This window comes from Pseudomonas sp. BIGb0176 (assembly GCF_024810175.1).
In the GTDB taxonomy this organism is placed as follows: domain Bacteria; phylum Pseudomonadota; class Gammaproteobacteria; order Pseudomonadales; family Pseudomonadaceae; genus Aquipseudomonas; species Aquipseudomonas protegens.
On the sequence record NZ_JANUEC010000003.1, the window covers coordinates 552,985 to 572,541 of the forward strand.

Sequence of the window (19,557 nt, forward strand, 5' to 3'; positions counted from 1 at the left end):
CATGGCAACTCTCGAATTGCGCAACGTCAACAAGACCTACGGTGCCGGCCTGCCGGACACCCTGAAGAACATCGAACTGAAGATCGACGACGGTGAGTTCCTGATCCTCGTCGGCCCGTCCGGCTGCGGAAAATCCACCCTGATGAACTGCATCGCGGGCCTTGAGAACATCAGCGGCGGGGCGATCCTGGTGGACGATGCCGATATCAGCGGCATGAGCCCCAAGGATCGTGACATCGCCATGGTGTTCCAGTCCTACGCGCTGTACCCGACCATGAGCGTGCGCGACAACATCGCCTTCGGCCTGAAGATCCGCAAGATGCCCGCCGCCGAGATCGACGCGGAAGTGGCACGGGTGGCCAAGCTGCTGCAGATCGAGCACCTGCTGACCCGCAAGCCGGGCCAGCTCTCCGGTGGCCAGCAGCAACGGGTGGCCATGGGCCGGGCGCTGGCGCGACGGCCGAAGATCTACCTGTTCGACGAGCCGCTGTCCAACCTCGACGCCAAGCTGCGGGTCGAGATGCGCACCGAAATGAAACTGATGCACCAGCGCCTGAAGACCACCACGGTCTACGTCACCCACGATCAGATCGAAGCCATGACCCTGGGCGACAAGGTGGCGGTGATGAAGGACGGGATCATCCAACAGTTCGGCACCCCGAAGCAGATCTACAACGACCCGGCCAACCTGTTCGTGGCCAGCTTTATCGGTTCGCCGCCGATGAACTTCATCCCCCTGCGCCTGCAACGCAAGGACGGCCGCCTGCTGGCCCTGCTGGATAGTGGCCAGGCTCGTTGCGAGCTGCCCCTGGGGCCCCAGGATGCCGGGCTGGAAGACCGTGAGGTGATCCTCGGCATTCGCCCGGAACAGATCGCCCTGGCCGCGGGCGAGGCCAACGGCCTGCCGACCATTCGTGCCGAGGTCCAGGTGATCGAGCCCACCGGCCCCGACACCCTGGTATTCGTCACGCTCAATGGCACCAAGGTCTGCTGCCGCCTGGCACCGGACCAGGCCCCCGAGGCCGGGGAAACCCTGACACTGCAGTTCGATCCGGCCCGGGTGCTGTTGTTCGACGCCCAGAGCGGTGAACGCCTGGGCGCCGCCGGGGCACCGGTGACAGAGGCCCGGGGCGGCAATGTGGCGCAGTTCAAGGGCCGCTGAATCCGTGACGGATGGCCTGTCATCCGTCGCCACTGCTGTAAACCGCGTTGGATAAATCGTTAATAACAATAAAGACGAGGATGTAGGGATGAAAAAGCAACACAGCAACACCCGATTGCTCTGCCAGTTGTCGGCGGTGGCGGCCCTGGTCCTGTCCGGCAATGCCATGGCCGATGAGGCGTTCAGCGCCGATTCGAAATGGATGACCGGCGACTGGGGCGGCGAGCGCACCAAGCTGATCGAGCAGGGGATCGACATCAAGGCCGACTACGTCGGTGAAATGGGCGCCAACCTGCATGGTGGTTACAACGACGACAAGACCGGGCGCTACAGCGACCAGTTCGGCCTGGGCGTGGCGTTCGACCTGCAGAAGCTTTTGGGCTGGGACAACACCCAGGCCAAGATCCAGCTGACCAACCGTAACGGCCAGAACATCTCCAACGACCGCATCGGCGACCCGCGTGCCGGCACCTTGAGCTCCTCCCAGGAGGTCTATGGCCGGGGGCACATGGTCCGCTTGACCCAGTTGTGGGTTCAGCACCAGTTCCTCGACGGCAAGCTGGACGTCAAGGCCGGCTACTTCGGCGAAGGCGAAGACTTCAACACCTTCCCCTGCGACTTCCAGAACCTGGCGTTCTGCGGCTCCCAGGTGGGCAACTGGGCCACCGGCATCTGGTACAACTGGCCGGTCAGCCAGGCGGCGCTGCGCATCAAGTACAACATCACCCCCGAGCTGTATGCGCAAATCGGCGCCTACAACCAGAACCCGTCGCAACTGGAGCACGGCAACGGCTTCAAGCTCAGCGGCAGCGGCACCAAGGGCACCGTGTTGCCGGTGGAACTGGTCTGGTCGCCCAAGCTCAACAGCCTGCCGGGCGAGTACCGCGTCGGTTACTACAAGAGCACGGCCGATGCCAATGATGTGCGCAAGGACGTCAATGGTCAGGATGCCGCGAACACGGGTGATGCCTATCGCGTGCACAACAGCAAGCACGGCTACTGGTTCGTCGGGCAGCAGCAACTCACCACCCACAACGGTGATGCTTCCCGGGGCCTGAACATCGCTGCCAACGCCACCTTCCACGACAAGGACACCAACGTCGTCGACAACTACCAGTCGCTGATGTTCGTGTACAAGGGGCCGTTCGATGCGCGTCCCAAAGATGACGTCGGCATCGGTTTTGCTCGGATCCACGTCAACGACGATGTGCGCAAGAACGCCCAGCTGATCAACGAGGACAACGGCATCAGCAACTACGACAACCCGCTGTATATGCCGCTGCGCGACACCGAATACAACTACGAGATCAACTATGGCTTCCACGTCACCAACTGGCTGACCGTGCGCCCCAACCTGCAATACATCACCCACCCGGGTGGTGTGGATGAAGTCGACAACGCGCTGGTGGCCGGCCTGAAAATTCAGTCGGTGTTCTAAGGCCGTTGCGATAAGCTCCTTCTCTCTGTGCGCATTTTGCGGATGGCCTGGGCCGTCCGCTTTTTTTTGTCGGGCCGGCGCCCCCCTCATGAGTAGCGAGACAGCATTGATTTTCAGGACTGCGGCCCATGCATGAGCATCCGCTACAACGCTTTTTCAGATCCTTGCGCGAGCGCCCGGTGTTTGCCTGGGAGCGTTATCAATTGCGTGACGTGCTGGTGATCGATCACCCGCTGTGCCAGGCCGTGTTCAGTCGTCAGGGTGCCCAGTTGCTGCACTTCCAGCCGGCCGGACAAAAGCCCTGGCTGTGGTGTGCGGCGAAGTGGCCGCAGGTGGGGGCGATCCGTGGCGGAGTGCCGGTGTGCTGGCCCTGGTATGGGCGCCATCCCAGCGAAAATGCCTGGCCTTCCCATGGCTGGGCGCGGCTGCTGGACTGGAAGCTGCTGGACAGCAGCAGTGATGAAGAGGGCGTGCGCCTGCACTGGCAATTGCAGTTGTGCGACTGGAAGGTCGACCTGCATGCGCACCTGGGCCAGAGCATGGACCTGCGCCTGAGCACCGAGCACCAGGACACCGAACCCTGCCAGTTGAGCCAGGCTCTGCACGCCTACTGGCGTATTGGTGATGTCGGCGAGATAGCGCTGTCTGGGCTCGATGGCGCCCAGGGTTATGACCAGTTGAGCCGTCAGGTCTGCCAGCAGCAGGGCGAGTTGCGGGTCGAGGGCGGTTGCCAGCGGGTGTTCCAGCACGAGGGTGAGTTGCAGCTCAAGGATCACGCCTGGCAGCGTGAGTTGTGCATCGATACCGGTGACCATGCCGACACCGTGGTCTGGCACCCCGGCACCCGGCCGCTGCTGGGGGTGAGCTGGAACGAGGTGTCGCGGTTCGTCTGTGTCGAAGCAGCTGTGGGCGGCACCTACAGCCTGCGCCTGGCGCCCGGGGAGCAAGCGCACCTGAGCTTGCAGGCGCGCGCTGCGGGGTAGGGAGCCGGCCCGGCTTCAGTTGAACTCGTCGCCCACCGGGTAGCGGCTGGCGTTGAGGCTTTCCTTGATCTTGCGCAGGTGTGGCTGGAAATCCACGCCGCGGCGCAGGGTCATGCCTGTGGCCAGCACGTCGAGTACGGTGAGCTGGATGATCCGCGAGGTCATCGGCATGTAGATGTCGGTGTCTTCCGGTAGCGGGATGTTCAGGCTCAAGGTACTGGCCTTGGCCAGTGGCGAGTTTTCTGCGGTCAGCCCCAGCACCGAGGCGCCGTTTTCCCGTGCGATACGCGCCACTTCCACCAGTTCGCGGGTGCGGCCGGTGTAGGAAATGATCACGAACAATTCGCCGGTATGAGCCACCGACGCGATCATCCGTTGCATCAGCACATCGGCGTGGGCGGTGACGGCGAGGTTGAAGCGGAAGAACTTGTGCTGGGCGTCCAGGGCCACCGGGGCCGAGGCGCCGAGACCGAAGAAGTGGATCTGCCGGGCCTGGATCAACAAGTCCACGGCCTTGCTGATCAGGTTCGGGTCCAGGGCCTGGCAGGCGCTGTCCAGGGAGGCGATGGCGCTGCCGAAAATCTTTTGCGTGTAGGCTTCTGGGTTGTCGTCGGCCTCCACGGCACGGCTGACATAGGCCGCACCGCTGGCCAGGCTCTGGGCCAGTTGCAGCTTGAGTTCCGGGTAGCCGCTGACGCCAAAGGAGCGGCAGAAGCGATTGACCGTCGGTTCGCTGACCGAGGCAGCCTGGGCCAGGGCGGCGATGCTGAAGCGAGTCGCCTGCTGCGGGTTGAGCAGGATGACTTCCGCGACTTTACGTTCCGCCTTGTTCAGTTCTTCAAGACGGTTCTGGATCTGCTCCAGAAGGTTTCGCACTCGGTCCATTAAGGTTTCCTAGATCGGCTAGACAGGCGCTGCGGGCAGGGCCGGGAAGCGGTCAATCGAGCAAGGCGCGCCGACGGATTGTCGGTGCAGGCCTTTTGAGCTTGCTGCGATTGCGCTGCGCAGCGGGTCGCTGGCGCGCCTGCAATGCGAAGTTGAGAGGTGGCCTATCCTACTGATGGCCCGGATCGACCACCACCTGGAATCTGTATTTTGTAAAAATGTTGTGTTTATTACTACATTTTTCCTTGAGTGATGCCTTGAAAAAAGGTATTTGTAGCTTAACTTGATAAAAGAACAAACATCATGCCTTCGATAACGGTTGAACCCTGCACCTTTGCCTTGTTTGGCGCGCTGGGCGATCTGGCGCTGCGTAAGCTGTTTCCTGCCCTGTACCAACTCGATGCCGCCGGTTTGCTGCATGACGACACGCGCATCCTGGCCCTGGCCCGCGAGCCTGGCAGCGAGCAGGAACACCTGGCGAATATCGAAACCGAGCTGCACAAGTATGTCGGCGACAAGGATATCGATAGCCAGGTCCTGCAGCGTTTTCTCGCCCGCCTGAGCTACCTGCATGTGGACTTCCTCAAGGCCGAGGACTACGTCGCCCTGGCCGAACGTGTCGGCAGCGAGCAGCGCCTGATTGCCTACTTCGCCACGCCGGCGGCGGTGTATGGCGCGATCTGCGAAAACCTCTCCCGGGTCGGGCTCAACCAGCACACCCGTGTGGTCCTGGAAAAACCCATCGGCTCGGACCTGGATTCATCACGCAAGGTCAACGACGCGGTGGCGCAGTTCTTCCCGGAAACCCGCATCTACCGGATCGACCACTACCTGGGCAAGGAAACGGTGCAGAACCTGATTGCCCTGCGTTTCGCCAACAGCCTGTTCGAAACCCAGTGGAACCAGAACTACATCTCCCACGTGGAAATCACCGTGGCCGAGAAGGTCGGCATCGAAGGTCGCTGGGGCTATTTCGACAAGGCCGGCCAACTGCGGGACATGATCCAGAACCACTTGCTGCAACTGCTCTGCCTGATCGCGATGGACCCGCCGGCCGACCTTTCGGCCGACAGCATCCGCGACGAGAAGGTCAAGGTGCTCAAGGCCCTGGCGCCCATCAGCCCGGAAGGCCTGACCACCCAGGTGGTGCGCGGCCAGTACATCGCCGGCCACAGCGAAGGCCAGTCGGTGCCGGGCTACCTGGAGGAAGAAAACTCCAACACCCAGAGCGACACCGAGACCTTCGTCGCCCTGCGCGCCGATATCCGCAACTGGCGCTGGGCCGGTGTGCCGTTCTACCTGCGCACCGGCAAGCGCATGCCACAGAAGCTGTCGCAGATCGTCATCCACTTCAAGGAACCCTCGCACTACATCTTCGCCCCCGAGCAGCGCCTGCAGATCAGCAACAAACTCATCATCCGCCTGCAGCCGGACGAAGGTATCTCGTTGCGGGTGATGACCAAGGAGCAGGGCCTGGACAAGGGCATGCAACTGCGCAGCGGTCCGTTGCAGCTGAATTTTTCCGATACCTATCGCAGTGCACGGATCCCCGATGCCTACGAGCGGTTGTTGCTGGAAGTGATGCGCGGCAATCAGAACCTGTTTGTGCGCAAAGATGAAATCGAAGCCGCGTGGAAGTGGTGTGACCAGTTGATTGCCGGGTGGAAGAAATCCGGCGATGCGCCCAAGCCGTACGCGGCCGGGTCCTGGGGGCCGATGAGCTCCATTGCACTGATCACGCGGGATGGGAGGTCTTGGTATGGCGATATCTGATTTGCAACTGCCGGCGGGCGTGCGCGCCCACGAATTCCGCAGCCCCACGCTGCTGGCTGAAGGCCAGGCGCTGAAGGTCGCCGAGCTGCTGCGCGAGGCCATTGCCGCGCGCGGCAACGCCACCCTGGTGGTGTCCGGTGGCCGTAGCCCGGTGGCGTTTTTCCAGGCTCTGGTGAAGCAGGAGCTGGATTGGTCCAAGGTGCTGATCACCCTGGCGGACGAGCGCTGGGTGCCTGTGGAGCATGCCGACAGCAATGCGGGCCTGCTCAAGCGCTACCTGCTCCAGGGGCCGGTGGCCAAGGCTCGCTTCCTCGGCCTCTACAGTGCGGCGGCCAATCTTGAAGAGGCTGCCCTGCAAGCGGACAGTCTGCTGGCCGAACTGCCAGGCATCGATGTGCTGGTGCTGGGCATGGGGGATGACGGCCACACCGCGTCGCTGTTCCCCAACAGCCCGAACCTGGCTGAAGCGCTCAAGGCCGATGGCACTCGTCGCTGCTGGCCGATGCTGGCGCCCAGCGTGCCCCATCAGCGCCTGAGCATGAGCCGGGCATTGCTGGCTTCGGCCCGCAACAGCCTGTTGTCGATTTCCGGTCAGTCCAAGCTGACCACCCTGAGCGCCGCACTGGCTGGTGACGCTGTCGCCGAAATGCCGATTCGCGCCTTCCTGCAAACCCCGTTAGAGATTTACTGGTGCCCATGAGCCAAGGATCAGCCGCTATGACAAACCTCGCCCCGACCGTTTCCATGGCGGACAAAGTTGCCCTGATCGACAGCCTCTGCGCCAAGGCGCGGATCCTGCCGGTGATCACCATTGCCCGCGAGCAGGATGTCCTGCCGCTGGCCGATGCCCTGGCGGCCGGCGGCCTGACCGCCCTGGAAGTGACCCTGCGTTCGCAGTTCGGCCTCAAGGCGATCCAGATCCTGCGCGAACAGCGCCCGGAGCTGGTGACCGGCGCCGGCACTGTGCTCGACCCGCAGATGCTGGTGGCGGCGGAGGCGGCAGGTTCGCAGTTCATCGTCACCCCGGGCATCACCCGCGACCTGCTGCAAGCCAGCGTGGCCAGCCCGATTCCCCTGCTGCCGGGGATCAGCAATGCCTCCGGGATCATGGAGGGCTATGCCCTGGGCTACCGCCGCTTCAAGCTGTTCCCGGCGGAAGTCAGTGGTGGTGTGGCGGCGATCAAGGCCCTGGGCGGGCCGTTCGGCGAGGTCAAGTTCTGCCCTACCGGCGGCGTCGGCCCGGCCAATATCAAGAGCTACATGGCGCTCAAGAATGTGATGTGTGTCGGCGGTAGCTGGATGCTCGATCCCGAGTGGATCAAGAACGGCGACTGGGCACGGATCCAGGAGTGCACGGCCGAGGCCCTGGCCCTGCTGGACTGAAGGTTCTACCCGATTCGTTGGTGTGTTCTACGGCTTTACGGTGCGCTTGGTCGGCGCACCGTTTTTTTTTGCCTGGAGAATAGCGCTGCCCGGCGCGCGACAGGCGGGCAGGGCTTACCGGCCGGCCAGGTCGGTGAGGGCTTCGATCAACTGCTGCATATGCGCAAGGGGAGTGGTCAGCCCCGGAGTGATGCGGATGCAGGTGCCGAACCCTGCGCCATTGCGGGCCACGGTAAACAGGTTGTAGTCCCGTAGCAGGCGATCCGCCAGGGCTTGCTGGTCCTGGTGGCGGGTGAAGCGCACAGCGCTGATGGCGCAGCACAGGCGCGGGTCCTGCGGGGTCATGACTTCCAGCCCGTCCATTTCGCGCACCGCTTCGCTCCAGCTATGGCGCAGGTAGTTCAGGCGCGCGCCCTTGGCCGCCGCACCACCCATCGCCCGGTGTTCCTCGAACACCCGGGGCAGGGTCATAAGCGCCGGAATGTTTGGCGTGCTGTAGGGCGTACGGGCGCGCACGTCGTCACGGGGAAAATGGAACTCGTCCATGTCCGGGTCGATGTCTTCCAGGCGTTCGGGGTGGATATACACAAAGCCCAGGCTCAGCGGTGCGCCGATCCACTTGTGCAGGTTGAAACCGGCGAAGGCGATGCCCAGGTCGCGAAGGTCGAAGTCGATCTGGCCCAGGGCGTGGGCGCCGTCGAGGATGATGTCGACCCCGTGTTCCCGAGCGGCGGCGGCAATCACCCGGACCGGCATCACCAGCCCGCTGCGATGGGTGACATAGGTCAGGGGCATCAGCTTGAGCCGTGGGTAGCGCTCGAAAGCGTCTTTGTAGGTGCTTACAAGGCTGTCAAAACTGGCAGGATGCCGGTGGACGATCTCTATCACTTCGACGCCGCGCTGGCGGGCCAGCCAGCGCATGGCGCTCTTGACCGTGTCGTACTCCAGGTCGCTGAGCAGCACCTGGTCGCCCGGTTGCAGGCGGTTGTAGTTGCGGATCAGCGATTGCAGGGCGTCGGAGGCACAGCGGGTCAGGGCCACGGCGTTTTCCGGCGCCTGCAGCAGCGCCGCCAGTTGGCGGCGGATGTCCAGCGCGTCGATCTGCTCGAAGCGCTGGCGCACCAGCAGCGAGTTGCTGCGGTTCACCCACTGGATGTTGTGCTGGTACTCCTGGGCCACGCTGCGGGTCATGCGCCCGAAGTAGCCGTTTTCCAGGTTGATCGGCCCCGGCTCGATGTCGAACTGGCGAGCGATGCCCTGCCAATGATCTTCGTCGTGGGCAAGTGTGGCTGCAGTCCTTGGCATGGAGGGCTCTTTTTCAGTGACGGGGTTTGGGTTTGCCGTGTTTGGCCCGCAGGGGATCGAGCAGGTCGCTAAGGCCGTTGTGGTCGATTTCCTGCATCAGGGCCAGCAGGCCGCCGAGTTCGCCCTTGGGAAAACCTTCCCGGGCGAACCAGTTCAGGTAGGGGCCGGGCAGGTCGGCCAGGATTCGGCCCTTGTATTTGCCGAAGGGCATTTCCCGGGTGACCAGCAGTTCAAGAGTTTCAGGGGTCATGGCGGGGGCTGTCGTGTCATTCAAGAGCCTTGGAAAATACAGGCATTCTGCATGGAGGCCAAATGACAGATCATGCAAATAACTCGGATACAGATTTTTGTATATTTTCTAAGTCATTGAATAACAAGGAATAAAAATATAATCCAAGTCTGGCATGGCGGGTGCAACAGTTAACTCAACTAACTCAACTCTCGAGTTAACCCAATTCTCGCAACCCACAAGGAACCAGAAAATGACTGACTTGAACAAAGAAGCTATTTCGGTACTCAACAGCCTGATCGAGACCAGCAAGGACGGTCAGGAAGGGTTCAAGACCTGTGCCGAAGACATCAAGCACCCCGAGCTCAAGGCGCTGTTCATCAAGCGCTCCACCGATTGCGCCACGGCCGCGGCAGAACTGCAGTCGGTAGTGCGTTCCATGGGCGGGGATCCGGAAACCTCCACCAGTGTCAGCGGCGACCTGCACCGTCGCTGGGTCGACCTCAAGTCCCTGGTGACCGGCAAGGACGAGGAGGCGGTGCTCAACGAGGCCGAGCGTGGTGAAGACCATGCACTGAAGGCTTACAAGGAGGCTCTGGAGAAGATCAACAAGCACAACCTGGTGGGCATTCGTGATGTGGTAGAGCGCCAGTACCACGGCGTGCAACGCAATCACGACCAGGTCAAAGCCCTGCGCAATCAGGCACGCGCCCGTTCGTAAGGGTCAAAACCTGTCAAAAACGCCAGCCAGTCTGGCGTTTTTTTATGCCGGTAATTTAATGCTGGACGGTATTTAGTTAGCTAGCTAATAATTAGCCCAGCTTCGCTGATGCCTATCGCGACTATCGTTGTGTTTGTCCTGCCAAGAGTTGCCAGCCGTGCCCATTACCCTGCAAGCCCTGCTTGCTCCCAACCTTCCTGCATTGCAGTTCGCGATCAAGACCCTGCTCGGTGGTGGGGTAGCGCTGTGGCTGGCATTGCGCTGGGGGCTGGAGCAACCGGCCTGGGCCCTGATGACCGCATTCATCGTGGCTCAGCCGCTGTCCGGCATGGTCCTGCAAAAAGGTCTGGCGCGGCTGTTGGGGACCCTGGTGGGCACCCTTATGTCGGTGCTGTTCATGGGGCTGTTCGCCCAGACCCCCTGGCTGTTCCTCCTCGCCCTGGCGCTGTGGCTGGGGTTGTGCACGGCCAGTTCGACCCTGTTGCGCAGTGCCTGGTCCTACTCCTTCGTGCTGGCCGGCTACACCGTGGCCATCATTGCCTTGCCGGCCATCAGCCATCCCCTGGGGATCTTCGACCAGGCGGTGGCCCGCTGTACGGAGATTTCCCTGGGTATCATCTGCGCCACCGCCAGCAGCGCGCTGCTCTGGCCGCTGCGCGTCGAGCGACAGTTGGCCGATCAGGCCCGCAGCGCCTGGCACAGCGGGATGCAGGCGGCCCGTGCCACCCTGGCCGGGGATGCCCAGGCCCGCAAGGGCCTGCTGGAGATCCTCGGGCGCATCGTCGCCGTCGATGCCCAGCGCGAACATGCCTGGTTCGAAGGCCCGCTGGGCCGCCAGCGGGCCCGGGCGATCGGTGGCCTGAGCCAGAAACTGTTGATGCTGCTGCGCATCTCCCGTTCGGTGCGGCGCCAGTGGAAGCAGTTGGATAGCGTCGAAGCCGCGCGGTTGCAGCCGTGGATGGATCAGGTCCTGGCGGCCCTGGACAGCGCTGAGGGTGCCAGCCTGCAAGCCTTGTCGCCACGGGTGCTGGAGGCCTCCCGCGATGGGGCGATCAGCCCGGCGCAGAGTTACTGCCTGGCGCGTTTCAGCTTGTTGCTGGACACCGCCCTGGCTGCCACCCAGGCCCTTTCAGCGGTGCAGGAGGGGCGCGGGGCAATGGTGCAGCCGGCGACGCTGACACCTCACCGCGACTTGTCGCTGGCCCTGGTATTCGGCGCCCGCAGCGCCCTGGCTTTTCTGACGGTGGCCAGCTTCTGGCTGGCCACCGCCTGGCCCGCGGCCTCCGGGGCGATGCTCCTGACTTGTGTGGTCTGCAGCCTGTTCGCCAGCCGCGAGAACGGGGCGCAGATCGGCATGAGCTTCATGCGCGGGATCTTTCTGGCGGTTCCGGCAGCCTTCGTGGTGGGGCAGATCCTGCTGCCCCAGTGGAGCGGTTTCCCGATGCTGGCGATGGCCATGGGCGTGCCGCTGTTCTTCGGCGCCCTGGGCATGGCCAAGCCGCAGATCGGCGCCACGGCCACTTCGTTCTGCCTGCACTTCATCGTGCTGATCTCGCCGATGAACCGCATGAGTTTCGATGTTGCCAGTTTCTTCAATAACGCCCAGGCCATGGTGCTGGGGGTGGGCGCTGCGGTGCTGGCCTTCCATCTGCTGATCCTGCGCAACCCGGCGTGGCACGGCCGGCGCCTGCTGGCTGCGACCCTGCACGACCTGGTGCGCCTGACCCGGCGCAACCTGCGGGGTGCGGAAAGCTGGTTTGGCGGGCGCATGGCCGACCGCCTGTTGCAACTGGCGCGGCATTATCCGGAACTGCCGGAGCCGGCCCGCAGCCGCTGGGACGATGGCCTGCTGGGCCTGGATATCGGCGACGAACTGATGCACCTGCGCCTGAGCCTGGCGGTGGCCCAGGTACCGGTCGGCGCCGCGCAGCGAGCTTATTTCGAGCACCTGCAGCGCACTCTGGAACAAGGCCCGGCGGGCAGTCGTCAGGATGCCCTGGAGCAGCCCAGCGTGGCCCTGCTGGAGGCGCTGGGGCAGCAGCCGCCCAGTGATGCGTTGAAACTGGCGCAGGGCGCCGTCGTGCAATTGCAAAGCAGCTGGCGCAGTTGGTGCCGGCAGCAGGAGGAAAGTCATGGGGCTGCGTGAGTGGTCGCTGGGCGGGGTGCTGCTCAGCCCGTTCCTGATTTATGTGGTGCTGGCGCTGGTGCTGACCGGTGCCCTGCGGATGCTGGTGCGGGTAACCGGGCTGGGCCGCTGGATCTGGCACGAAGCACTGTTCGATTGTGCCCTGTACGTCTGTGTCTTGACGGTCATTACGCTGGTCCTGGGGCCCTTATAAGGAGTTGATCATGCGTACACCCGTACGTGTTGTGTTTACCCTCTGCCTGGTGGCGGTGGCGATCTTTGCCGGTTATCACCTGTGGCAGTACTACATGCTTACGCCCTGGACCCGCGATGCGCGGATCCGCGCCGACGTGGTGATAGTCGCCCCGGATGTGTCCGGCTGGGTGCGCGAGCTCAAGGTGGCGGACAACCAGCCAGTCAAGGCCGGCGAGCTGTTGCTGAGTATCGACCGCGACCGTTTCGAGGCCGCCCTGGAAAAAGCCCAGGCGGTGGTGCAGACCCGCCAGCAGCAGTTGAGCCTGCGCGAACATGAAGCCAGCCGCCGCGCTGCTCTTGGCCCCCAGGCCATCAGCGCCGAGCTGCGCGAGAACGCCCAGATCAACGCCGGCATCGCCCGTGGCGAGCTGCGCCAGGCCCAGGCCGAGGCCAAGGTCGCCGAATTGAACCTGGCTCGTAGCCAGGTGCATGCGCCCCGTGACGGGCATATCACCAACTTGCGCCTGGCCGAGGGCAACTACGTCAATGCCGGGCAGCCGGTGATGGCGCTGATCGATGACTCGACCTTCTATGTCCAGGCCTATTTCGAGGAAACCAAGCTGCCGCGGATCCAGGTCGGCGACCCGGTGAAGGTCTGGCTGATGAGCGCCGGTGATGCCCTGCAAGGCCATGTGGAAAGCATCAGCCGGGGGATCACCGACCGTAATGCCACGCCTGACGGGCAACTGCTGGCGGAAGTGGAGCCGACCTTCAACTGGGTACGCCTGGCCCAACGGATTCCGGTGCGGATCAAGCTCGACAAGGTGCCCGAAGGCATCAACCTGAGCGCCGGCATGACAGCCAGTGTGCAGGTGGAGGAGGGCGGCAAACAGTAGGAGCCGGCTTGCCGGCAAGCCGGCTCCTGGGGAGCGAGACTCAGCCGATGGTGATGGCTGGCAGGGTGGTCAGGGTCACGGTCTGCTTTCTGCGCGGAGCGGCGATTTCGGCTTCGCCGTCCACAACCAGTTCATCGTGCTGGTTGAATACGCGAGTGGCGATGCGCACGCGGAACTTGGGCAGTTTTTCGAGGATCTCCAGGCGCACGGTCAGGGTGTCGCCAATCTTCACCGACTTCTGGAAGGTCATCTGCTGGCCGATGTAGATGGTGCCCGGTCCAGGCAGCTCGCAGGCCACGGCGGCACTGATCAGCGCGCCGCTGAACATGCCGTGGGCGATGCGCTCCTTGAACGTGGTGGCGGCGGCGAACTCGGGGTCCAGGTGCACCGGGTTGTGGTCGCCGGACATGGCGGCGAACAGCTGGATGTCACGCTCCTCGACGGTCTTGCTGTACTGGGCGGTCTGGCCGACTTCCAGGGCTTCGTAAGGCGTGTTGGTTACCTGGGTCATGTTGCTGAAATCCTCTGACAGATAAATAAGCGCACTGGCTGCGCACCGGCTATTCCGACCGTGGTGGCCGGCGGTGCTGCAGGGCCTGGTCGAGCCAGGCCAGCACGTCGTGGGTCACTTGGTCACGGTTGCTTTCGTTGAACAGCTCATGACGTGCCTGGGGGTAGATATTGAGTTGCAGGCACTGGCTGCCGGCCTCGCGCAACGCGTTGGCCAGATCCTTGAGACGCTTGCCAGCGCTCACCGGATCACATTCACCACCCATTACCAGCAGCGGCAGGCCCGGATCGATCTGCTTGAGGTTGGCAATCTTGCTGATTTGCTGCAGCCCACCCAGCAGATCGATCCACAACTGGTTGGTGCAGCGAAAGCCGCACAATGGATCGGCCACGTACTTGTCGACTTCCGCCGGGTCGCGGCTGAGCCAGTCGAAGGCGGTGCGATTGGGTTTGAACGCCTTGTTGAACGAACCGAAGGACAGCCATTCGATCAGTGCGCTGCGCCCCTGGCCGCCCTGGCGCCAGCGTTCGATGCGGGCGATCAGGCTGGCGGCGCGGTACAGCGCCACCGGCTGGAAATTCGAGCCGCTGAGAATCGCCCCGTGCAGGCTGGCGCTGTGATGTTGCAGATAGGCCTGGGCGATGTAGCTGCCCATGCTGTGGCCCAGCAGGACGATGGGCGTGCCGGGGTGCTGCTGGCCGATGTGCTGGTTGAGGCTGGCCAGGTCGCCGACCACCTTGCTCCAGCCGTTCTGGTCTGCGTAGTGGCCCAGTACCCCCTGTTCCGCCGTCTTGCCGTGGCCTCGCTGGTCGGGGGCGTAGACGGCATAGCCTTCGGCGCACAAGACCTGGGCCAGGCGCGCGTAGCGCCCGCTGTGCTCGGCCATGCCGTGGGACAGCAGGACCACCGCCTTGAGTGGCGGTTCGGGCAGCCACTGGTTGACGAAGAGGCGGTGGTGGTCGCTCGTGGTCAACCAGAACGTGTCATGGGTCATGGCGATTCCTTTGCTCGAAGACGCTGCACTTTATAGCGCATCGGTGCCTGGGCGTCTGATTCGCGCGCCCGTTGGAAGCAAGATTCACAAAATTAATGACACACTTGCGCATATTTGCCTGAATCGCCATAGCTGCTAACGTCCGAGGAGCCCCGCCCCTGAGAGCGTTGCAGTGGCGGCCCGGACAGCTCAGGTACAAGAGAGGACAAGAATAATGCAACCTGATTTCTGGAATGATAAGCGCCCCGCTGGCGTCCCCAACGAGATCGACCTGGGGGCCTTCAAGTCGGTGATCGAGGTGTTTGAGCGTTCCTGCAAGAAATTCGCTGATCGCCCGGCCTTCAGCAACATGGGCGTGACCCTCACCTACGCCGAGCTGGAACGCTACAGCGCGGCCTTCGCCGGTTATCTGCAAAGCCATACCGATCTGGTTCCGGGAGACCGTATTGCGGTGCAGATGCCCAACGTTTTGCAGTACCCGATCGCGGTATTCGGAGCCTTGCGCGCAGGGCTGGTGGTGGTCAATACCAACCCGCTGTACACCGCGCGGGAGATGCGCCACCAGTTCAAGGATTGCGGGGCCCGGGCCCTGGTCTACCTGAACATCTTCGGCCAGAAGGTCCAGGAAGTGCTGGGGGATACCGATATCCAGTTCCTGATCGAGGCCCGGATGGGCGACATGATGCCCAGCGCCAAGGGTTGGCTGATCAATACCGTGGTGGACAAGGTCAAGAAGATGGTGCCGGCCTACCACCTGCCCCAGGCCATTTCCTTCAAGAGTGCCCTGCGCCTGGGGCGTGGCCAGAGCATCAAGCCGCTGCAGGTGGGCCACGACGATGTTGCGGTGCTGCAGTACACCGGGGGCACCACCGGCCTGGCCAAGGGCGCGATGCTGACCCACGGCAACCTGGTGGCCAACATGCAGCAGGCGCGGGCCTGCCTCGGCCAGCATGGGCCCGACGGCCACACCCAGTGGCGCGAAGGCCAGGAGGTGATGATCGCGCCGCTGCCGCTGTACCACATCTATGCCTTCACCGCGAACTGCATGTGCATGATGGTGACCGGCAACCACAACGTGCTGATCACCAACCCGCGGGACATCGGCGGCTTCATCAAGGAGCTGAAGAAGTGGCGTTTTTCTGCGCTACTGGGGCTCAACACGCTGTTTGTGGCACTGATGGATCACCCGGATTTCAAGAACCTGGATTTTTCCAATCTGAAGCTCACCAACTCTGGCGGCACGGCCCTGGTCAAGGCTACCGCCGAGCGCTGGCAGAAGCTGACCGGCTGCCGGATCACCGAAGGCTACGGGCTGACCGAAACCTCGCCGGTGGCCTGTACCAACCCCTATGGCGAGCGTTCGCGGCTGGGCACCGTCGGCCTGCCGGTACCGGGCACCACCTTGAAGATCATCGATGACCAGGGCGTCGAGCTGCCGTTGGGCGAGCGGGGCGAGCTGTGCATCAAGGGCCCGCAGATCATGAAGGGCTACTGGAACAAACCCGAGGCCACCGCCGAAGTGCTGGATGCCGAGGGCTGGTTCAAGTCCGGTGATATCGCGGTGATCGATCCGGACGGTTTCGTGCGCATCGTCGATCGCAAGAAGGACATGATCATCGTCTCGGGTTTCAACGTGTACCCGAACGAGATCGAGGATGTGGTCATGGCTCACCCGAAAGTCGCCAACTGTGCAGTCATCGGTATACCGGACGAGCGTTCCGGCGAGGCGGTGAAGCTGTTTGTGGTGCCGCGTGAGGCGGGGGTCAGCCTTGAAGAGCTCAAGGCCTACTGCAAAGAGAATTTCACCGGCTACAAGGTGCCCAAGCACATTGTGCTGCGTGACTCTTTGCCGATGACCCCGGTGGGCAAGATCCTGCGCCGCGAGTTGCGCGATATCGCTTGAGCCCAGGGCTTTTACCTGGCGGGCAAGCCGGTTGGCGCAACCAGCTTGCCCGCTCTGCATTCCGAGGGGCGCAAAGCCCCGGGCCAGAGCGGAATTCAGGCGGGTAGAATTTTTACTCTAAAAGTGACCATTTAAGTGTCTTGAGTCATTTTTGTGACTATTCAGGCCTTCTTTGGCTCTAGTCGGCCTTTTCCAAAGCTGCTACTCTCGGCGCGCTTTGTGACTTCTCGGCCTAAGTAAAAGCCAGACTCACCAACAATAGACACCAATAAAAAACACAGACAAATAATAATCGCATCAAATGCGGTGATGAATTCGCGTTGCTGAGGAGTGGGCTTCCATGATCGAAGACTTTTGGAAGGATAAGTACCCAGCTGGGATTGCTGCCGATATCAATCCAGACGAGTATCCGAATATTCAGGCGGTGTTGAAGCAGTCCTGCCAACGTTTCGCTAACAAACCGGCCTTTAGCAACCTCGGCAAGACAATCACCTACGGTGAACTGTACGAACTGTCCGGGGCCTTTGCCGCGTACCTGCAGCAGCATACCGATTTGCAGCCCGGCGATCGAATCGCCTTGCAACTGCCCAACCTGCTGCAATACCCGATCGCGGTATTCGGTGCGATCCGCGCCGGCCTGATCGTGGTCAATACCAACCCGCTGTACACCGCGCGGGAAATGGAACACCAATTCAACGACTCCGGCGCCAAGGCCCTGGTCTGCCTGGCCAACATGGCCCACCTGGCAGAGGCCGTGGTACCCAAGACCGGGGTCAGGCACGTGATCGTCACCGAAGTGGCGGACCTGCTGCCGCCGCTCAAGCGCCTGCTGATCAACAGCGTGGTCAAGTACGTGAAGAAGATGGTGCCGGCCTATCACCTGCCCCAGGCCGTCAAGTTCAATGACGTTCTGCGCAAGGGCCATGGCCAGCCAGTGCAGGAAGCCAACCCTGCCAGCAGCGACGTGGCAGTGCTGCAATACACCGGTGGCACCACCGGGGTCGCCAAGGGCGCCATGCTGACCCACCGCAACCTGGTGGCCAACATGCTGCAGTGCAAGGCGCTGATGGGCTCAAACCTCAATGAAGGCTGCGAGATCCTCATCACCCCGCTGCCGCTGTACCACATCTATGCGTTCACCTTCCATTGCATGGCCATCATGCTCATGGGCAACCACAACATCCTGATCAGCAACCCGCGGGACTTGCCGGCGATGGTCAAGGAGCTGTCGAAGTGGAAGTTCAGCGGCTTTGTCGGCCTCAACACCCTGTTTGTCGCCCTGTGCAACAGTGAAGCGTTCCGCAAGCTGGATTTCTCGGCGCTGAAAGTCACCTTGTCCGGTGGCATGGCCCTGCAACTGGCGGCGGCCGAGCGTTGGAAGGAAGTGACCAACTGCCCGATCTGCGAAGGCTACGGCATGACCGAGACCAGCCCGGTGGCCACGGTCAACCCGATCCAGAACATCCAGATCGGCACCATCGGCATTCCGGTGCCTTCGACCCTGTGCCGGGTGGTGGACGACGCCGGGGAAGAGCTGCCCCTGGGCGAAGTCGGCGAACTGTGCGTGAAGGGCCCGCAGGTGATGAAGGGCTACTGGCAGCGCCAGGATGCCACCGATGAAGTCCTCAACAGCGAAGGCTGGCTGAAGACCGGTGATATCGCGCTGATCCAGCCCAATGGCTACATCCGCATCGTCGACCGCAAGAAGGACATGATTCTGGTCTCCGGTTTCAACGTCTATCCCAATGAGCTGGAAGACGTACTGGCCTCGCTGCCGGGCGTGCTGCAGTGCGCGGCGATCGGCGTGCCGGACGAGAAATCCGGTGAGACCATCAAGATCTTCATCGTGGTCAAGCCGGGCGTGACCCTGACCAAGGAGCAGGTGATGGCGCACATGCGTGCCAATGTCACCGGCTACAAGGTGCCCAAGGCTGTTGAGTTCCGCGATGCGTTGCCAACCACCAACGTCGGCAAGATCCTGCGCCGCGAGCTGCGTGACGAAGAGCTGAAGAAGCTCGGCGTGAAGAAGTAAGCCGCAGCGCCCACAAAAAAGCCCCGCCAGTGCGGGGCTTTTTTATTGGGCGGCGCCCGCCTTACTGCTGGAACTGGGCGAAGCTCACGCCGGTGCCGGCCGGGCGCACGTCCTTGAGGAAGGAGTCCTTGTCGGCGCTCAACTCCAGGCTCAGGGCGGCCTTGCGCTTGCCTTCGTTGCGGATCACCAGGCCTTCGAGTTTTTCCCGCAGGAACACCGTAGGCACTTTCAGGTGCAGCAGTTGATCGGTGTCCGGGGTGTGCAGCAGCAGGTGCACCCATTCGTACTGACCGATGGCCAGGCGGGTGACCAGGATATCGAACCACCAGATATTGCGGTTGCGGTTCAGCTCCGCGAAGTGGCAGTTGTTGACGCCCAGCACCGCACCGCCCAGTTCCTGGTTCCTGCGGGCGATAGCCTGCTTTTTATCGAGTTTCATAACGTTCCTACGGGGGTTGGATCTTCAGTGCTTGGCCTGAACAGGGGGAGCATTCTCCCGGGTTGCCCGGCAAACATAAAGCGCTACCTGGGTGGCGCGATGAAATGCCCGGCAAAAATAATTGAAACTCTGCGCGAAAGCCGCGGGTCAACCTTGGGTAACGACGCAATCCCCTTTGTTCGATCAATGAATGTTCTACGGAGAAATACCATGGGCAGCACAGCGGATAAGGCAAAAGGTCTGGCTAACGAAGCCATCGGTAACGTCAAGCAAGGTGTCGGCAAAGCCACCGACAACACCAAGCTGCAGGCTGAAGGCAAGCTGCAGGAGAAGAAAGGCGAAGCCCAGCAAGCGGTGGGCAAAGCCAAGGATGCAGTGAAAAAGACCATCGACAAGGCCTGAAAACGGCCTGTTCGATGACCCACTGCAGCGGCCATCCACGGATGGCCGTTTTCATGTGAGGGATGGGTGAGAGAGGGGAATCGGCCACTGGAAATGGTTGCGGTTCGCCAACTAGGCTAATTTGTTGTAGAAAACGCCCCCTGAGTCGCTATCGACTTCAACCTTTTTGCGGCGAAAGGAG

Annotated in this window: 19 protein-coding genes; 13 read left to right on the forward strand and 6 right to left on the reverse strand. The window is 62.4% G+C overall.

The genetic code is table 11. The features are described 5' to 3' along the window. The first annotated feature begins 1 nt into the window (after position 1). From M2395_RS20630 to M2395_RS20640, 3 genes are all read left to right on the forward strand, one after another. Positions 2-1,162 carry an ABC transporter ATP-binding protein gene (locus M2395_RS20630; protein WP_015636741.1) on the forward strand — a complete coding sequence of 387 codons (1,161 nt, stop codon included), beginning with the start codon at positions 2-4 and terminating at the stop codon, positions 1,160-1,162. Positions 1,163-1,250: 88 nt separating this feature from the next. Next, positions 1,251-2,600, forward strand: coding sequence for a carbohydrate porin (locus tag M2395_RS20635; protein ID WP_011062867.1), 1,350 nt, complete (start codon positions 1,251-1,253; stop codon positions 2,598-2,600). 128 nt (positions 2,601-2,728) lie between these two features. Then, a complete protein-coding gene (locus M2395_RS20640; RefSeq protein WP_077934661.1) occupies positions 2,729-3,583 on the forward strand; it encodes a D-hexose-6-phosphate mutarotase in 855 nt (284 codons plus the stop codon). 15 nt (positions 3,584-3,598) lie between these two features. On the opposite strand, the gene M2395_RS20645 is transcribed toward M2395_RS20640, so the two are convergent. Then, on the reverse strand, positions 3,599-4,459 hold the full coding sequence (locus M2395_RS20645) for a MurR/RpiR family transcriptional regulator (RefSeq protein ID WP_169892262.1): 861 nt from the start codon (positions 4,457-4,459) through the stop codon (positions 3,599-3,601). A gap of 312 nt (positions 4,460-4,771) precedes the next feature. On the opposite strand from M2395_RS20645, the gene zwf reads away from it, so the two are divergent. Genes zwf through M2395_RS20660 form a run of 3 tightly spaced genes read left to right on the forward strand, consistent with a single transcriptional unit; the run spans position 4,772 to position 7,624 of the window. Continuing rightward, positions 4,772-6,241, forward strand: a complete 1,470-nt coding sequence (zwf, locus tag M2395_RS20650; RefSeq protein ID WP_015636738.1) for a glucose-6-phosphate dehydrogenase — start codon at positions 4,772-4,774, stop codon at positions 6,239-6,241. Beyond that, positions 6,228-6,941 carry a 6-phosphogluconolactonase gene (gene pgl, locus M2395_RS20655; RefSeq protein ID WP_019094569.1) on the forward strand — a complete coding sequence of 238 codons (714 nt, stop codon included), beginning with the start codon at positions 6,228-6,230 and terminating at the stop codon, positions 6,939-6,941. The genes zwf and pgl overlap by 14 nt, the downstream gene beginning before the upstream one ends. Before the next feature lie 17 nt (positions 6,942-6,958). After that, a complete protein-coding gene (locus M2395_RS20660) occupies positions 6,959-7,624 on the forward strand; it encodes a bifunctional 4-hydroxy-2-oxoglutarate aldolase/2-dehydro-3-deoxy-phosphogluconate aldolase (RefSeq protein ID WP_015636736.1) in 666 nt (221 codons plus the stop codon). Positions 7,625-7,738: 114 nt separating this feature from the next. On the opposite strand, the gene M2395_RS20665 is transcribed toward M2395_RS20660, so the two are convergent. Further along, positions 7,739-8,929, reverse strand: coding sequence for an aminotransferase class V-fold PLP-dependent enzyme (locus M2395_RS20665; protein WP_123431342.1), 1,191 nt, complete (start codon positions 8,927-8,929; stop codon positions 7,739-7,741). Between the two features lie 13 nt (positions 8,930-8,942). Beyond that, positions 8,943-9,179 carry a DUF3820 family protein gene (locus tag M2395_RS20670; protein ID WP_015636734.1) on the reverse strand — a complete coding sequence of 79 codons (237 nt, stop codon included), beginning with the start codon at positions 9,177-9,179 and terminating at the stop codon, positions 8,943-8,945. Positions 9,180-9,411: 232 nt separating this feature from the next. Here M2395_RS20670 and M2395_RS20675 point away from each other — a divergent pair, with 232 nt between their 5' ends. From M2395_RS20675 to M2395_RS20690, 4 genes are all read left to right on the forward strand, one after another. Then, complete coding sequence (locus tag M2395_RS20675; protein WP_011062859.1) at positions 9,412-9,879, forward strand: PA2169 family four-helix-bundle protein; 468 nt, start codon at positions 9,412-9,414, stop codon at positions 9,877-9,879. Between the two features lie 157 nt (positions 9,880-10,036). Continuing rightward, the gene (locus M2395_RS20680) at positions 10,037-12,025 is read left to right on the forward strand and encodes an FUSC family protein (RefSeq protein ID WP_093407513.1); all 1,989 of its coding nucleotides are present in this window, start codon (positions 10,037-10,039) and stop codon (positions 12,023-12,025) included. After that, positions 12,012-12,218 carry a DUF1656 domain-containing protein gene (locus tag M2395_RS20685; protein WP_011062857.1) on the forward strand — a complete coding sequence of 69 codons (207 nt, stop codon included), beginning with the start codon at positions 12,012-12,014 and terminating at the stop codon, positions 12,216-12,218. The genes M2395_RS20680 and M2395_RS20685 overlap by 14 nt, the downstream gene beginning before the upstream one ends. A gap of 10 nt (positions 12,219-12,228) precedes the next feature. Further along, positions 12,229-13,095, forward strand: coding sequence for an HlyD family secretion protein (locus tag M2395_RS20690; protein WP_011062856.1), 867 nt, complete (start codon positions 12,229-12,231; stop codon positions 13,093-13,095). 40 nt (positions 13,096-13,135) lie between these two features. Here the strand turns inward: M2395_RS20690 and M2395_RS20695 are convergent, their stop codons facing one another. Both M2395_RS20695 and M2395_RS20700 read right to left on the reverse strand, forming a co-directional pair. Beyond that, positions 13,136-13,606, reverse strand: coding sequence for a MaoC family dehydratase (locus tag M2395_RS20695; protein ID WP_015636732.1), 471 nt, complete (start codon positions 13,604-13,606; stop codon positions 13,136-13,138). 49 nt (positions 13,607-13,655) lie between these two features. Then, positions 13,656-14,600, reverse strand: coding sequence for an alpha/beta hydrolase (locus tag M2395_RS20700; protein WP_123431341.1), 945 nt, complete (start codon positions 14,598-14,600; stop codon positions 13,656-13,658). Between the two features lie 214 nt (positions 14,601-14,814). Between M2395_RS20700 and fadD2 the strand changes: the two genes are divergently transcribed. Together fadD2 and fadD1 are read left to right on the forward strand one after the other, a co-directional pair. After that, positions 14,815-16,503, forward strand: coding sequence for a long-chain-fatty-acid--CoA ligase FadD2 (gene fadD2, locus M2395_RS20705; RefSeq protein ID WP_011062853.1), 1,689 nt, complete (start codon positions 14,815-14,817; stop codon positions 16,501-16,503). 340 nt (positions 16,504-16,843) lie between these two features. Beyond that, on the forward strand, positions 16,844-18,535 hold the full coding sequence (fadD1, locus tag M2395_RS20710) for a long-chain-fatty-acid--CoA ligase FadD1 (protein WP_011062852.1): 1,692 nt from the start codon (positions 16,844-16,846) through the stop codon (positions 18,533-18,535). 61 nt (positions 18,536-18,596) lie between these two features. Here the strand turns inward: fadD1 and M2395_RS20715 are convergent, their stop codons facing one another. Continuing rightward, positions 18,597-18,974 (reverse strand): hypothetical protein, encoded by a 378-nt coding sequence (locus M2395_RS20715; protein ID WP_015636730.1) that lies wholly within the window; start codon positions 18,972-18,974, stop codon positions 18,597-18,599. Between the two features lie 210 nt (positions 18,975-19,184). Between M2395_RS20715 and M2395_RS20720 the strand changes: the two genes are divergently transcribed. After that, positions 19,185-19,376 carry a CsbD family protein gene (locus M2395_RS20720; protein ID WP_011062850.1) on the forward strand — a complete coding sequence of 64 codons (192 nt, stop codon included), beginning with the start codon at positions 19,185-19,187 and terminating at the stop codon, positions 19,374-19,376. The last annotated feature ends 181 nt before the right edge of the window (positions 19,377-19,557 follow it).

What these genes read in the sequence shown, in the direction of transcription:
- M2395_RS20630 (WP_015636741.1), top strand. Translation starts at nt 2, where the DNA reads ATGGCAACTCTCGAATTGCGCAACGTCAACAAGACCTACGGTGCCGGC.
- M2395_RS20635 (WP_011062867.1), top strand. Translation starts at nt 1,251, where the DNA reads ATGAAAAAGCAACACAGCAACACCCGATTGCTCTGCCAGTTGTCGGCG.
- M2395_RS20640 (WP_077934661.1), top strand. Translation starts at nt 2,729, where the DNA reads ATGCATGAGCATCCGCTACAACGCTTTTTCAGATCCTTGCGCGAGCGC.
- zwf (WP_015636738.1), top strand. Translation starts at nt 4,772, where the DNA reads ATGCCTTCGATAACGGTTGAACCCTGCACCTTTGCCTTGTTTGGCGCG.
- pgl (WP_019094569.1), top strand. Translation starts at nt 6,228, where the DNA reads ATGGCGATATCTGATTTGCAACTGCCGGCGGGCGTGCGCGCCCACGAA.
- M2395_RS20660 (WP_015636736.1), top strand. Translation starts at nt 6,959, where the DNA reads ATGACAAACCTCGCCCCGACCGTTTCCATGGCGGACAAAGTTGCCCTG.
- M2395_RS20665 (WP_123431342.1), bottom strand. Translation starts at nt 8,929, where the DNA reads ATGCCAAGGACTGCAGCCACACTTGCCCACGACGAAGATCATTGGCAG.
- M2395_RS20670 (WP_015636734.1), bottom strand. Translation starts at nt 9,179, where the DNA reads ATGACCCCTGAAACTCTTGAACTGCTGGTCACCCGGGAAATGCCCTTC.
- M2395_RS20675 (WP_011062859.1), top strand. Translation starts at nt 9,412, where the DNA reads ATGACTGACTTGAACAAAGAAGCTATTTCGGTACTCAACAGCCTGATC.
- M2395_RS20685 (WP_011062857.1), top strand. Translation starts at nt 12,012, where the DNA reads ATGGGGCTGCGTGAGTGGTCGCTGGGCGGGGTGCTGCTCAGCCCGTTC.
- M2395_RS20690 (WP_011062856.1), top strand. Translation starts at nt 12,229, where the DNA reads ATGCGTACACCCGTACGTGTTGTGTTTACCCTCTGCCTGGTGGCGGTG.
- M2395_RS20695 (WP_015636732.1), bottom strand. Translation starts at nt 13,606, where the DNA reads ATGACCCAGGTAACCAACACGCCTTACGAAGCCCTGGAAGTCGGCCAG.
- M2395_RS20700 (WP_123431341.1), bottom strand. Translation starts at nt 14,600, where the DNA reads ATGACCCATGACACGTTCTGGTTGACCACGAGCGACCACCACCGCCTC.
- fadD2 (WP_011062853.1), top strand. Translation starts at nt 14,815, where the DNA reads ATGCAACCTGATTTCTGGAATGATAAGCGCCCCGCTGGCGTCCCCAAC.
- fadD1 (WP_011062852.1), top strand. Translation starts at nt 16,844, where the DNA reads ATGATCGAAGACTTTTGGAAGGATAAGTACCCAGCTGGGATTGCTGCC.
- M2395_RS20715 (WP_015636730.1), bottom strand. Translation starts at nt 18,974, where the DNA reads ATGAAACTCGATAAAAAGCAGGCTATCGCCCGCAGGAACCAGGAACTG.
- M2395_RS20720 (WP_011062850.1), top strand. Translation starts at nt 19,185, where the DNA reads ATGGGCAGCACAGCGGATAAGGCAAAAGGTCTGGCTAACGAAGCCATC.